Source organism: Mycobacterium colombiense (genome assembly GCF_001672755.1).
GTDB lineage: Bacteria > Actinomycetota > Actinomycetes > Mycobacteriales > Mycobacteriaceae > Mycobacterium > Mycobacterium colombiense_C.
The window spans coordinates 1-1,093 of sequence record NZ_LZKI01000068.1 but is presented as its reverse complement, the minus strand read 5'-3'; the positions used below and the strand labels follow the sequence as shown (position 1 = coordinate 1,093).

At 62.6% G+C, this 1,093-nt stretch carries 1 protein-coding gene; it reads left to right on the top strand.

The features are described 5' to 3' along the window. The first annotated feature begins 101 nt into the window (after nucleotides 1-101). Nucleotides 102-1,076, top strand: coding sequence for an IS481 family transposase (locus A5708_RS08990; protein ID WP_065028292.1), 975 nt, complete (start codon nucleotides 102-104; stop codon nucleotides 1,074-1,076). The last annotated feature ends 17 nt before the right edge of the window (nucleotides 1,077-1,093 follow it).

Below are 1,093 nucleotides of genomic sequence, written 5' to 3'. Positions count from 1 at the left end.
TGTACCCGGCAGGGACGTTGTTGACGATTCGGCTGTGAGAAGGGAGGACCTCCGGGCTTAGTGGAGATGTCTGACGTCTCTACTCACACACGGAGGTCCTCGTGCCCCACGCTAACGCCCGGCTGACCTTTCATGGTCGACAACTACTCGTTGATCGCATCCTCGTGGCGGGCCGAAGGCCCGCTCATGTCGCCGCTGAACTCGGTGTGTCACGTCAGTGCGCGTATCGGTGGGTCCGCCGCTACCGCGCCGAGGGCCCGGCCGGATTGGTCGATCGGTCCTCACGCCCACACCGCTGTCCGACGCGCACAGCGCCCGAGGTCGAATCCGCTGTAGTGGCCTTACGTCGGTCGTCGCGACGAGGCCAGCAGTTCATCGCCGACGAACTCGGCGTGCCGGCACGCACGGTCAGCGCGATCTTGCGCCGCCACGAGCTGCCCTACCTACGTCAGTGTGATCCATTGACCGGACAAGTGATCCGAGCATCCAAAGTCACCGCCGTACGTTACGAACGCGACCGCCCCGGCGAGCTGATCCACATGGACGTTAAGAAGATTGGCCGCATCCCTGACGGCGGCGGTTGGAAAGCCCACGGCCGAACGATGAGCAGAACTTACGCCGCTAAGAAGGCGCGCGTCGGCTACGACTATGTGCACTCCGCCATCGATGACCACTCCCGATTGGCCTACTCAGAAATCCTGCCCGACGAAAAGGGCGCAACCTGTGCCGCATTCTTGACCCGCGCGGCGGCTTACTTCACCGCAGCTGGCATCAGCCACATCGAACGAGTCATGACTGACAATGCCTTTGCCTACCGTCACAGCATCGCGATACGCACAGTCATCGCCAACCTCGGTGCCCGCCAGGTCTTCATCCGACCGCACTGCCCCTGGCAGAACGGCAAGGCAGAACGCTTCAACCGCACCCTGGCAACCGAATGGGCCTACTATCACGTCTTCAACACCAACGGCGCCCGCTACGCAGCCCTTGCTCCCTGGCTCGAGCACTACAACAATCAACGACGCCACTCAGCCATCGGAGGACACCCCCCAATGAGCCGACTGTCACCAACCTGACTGCCGGGTACAGCTAG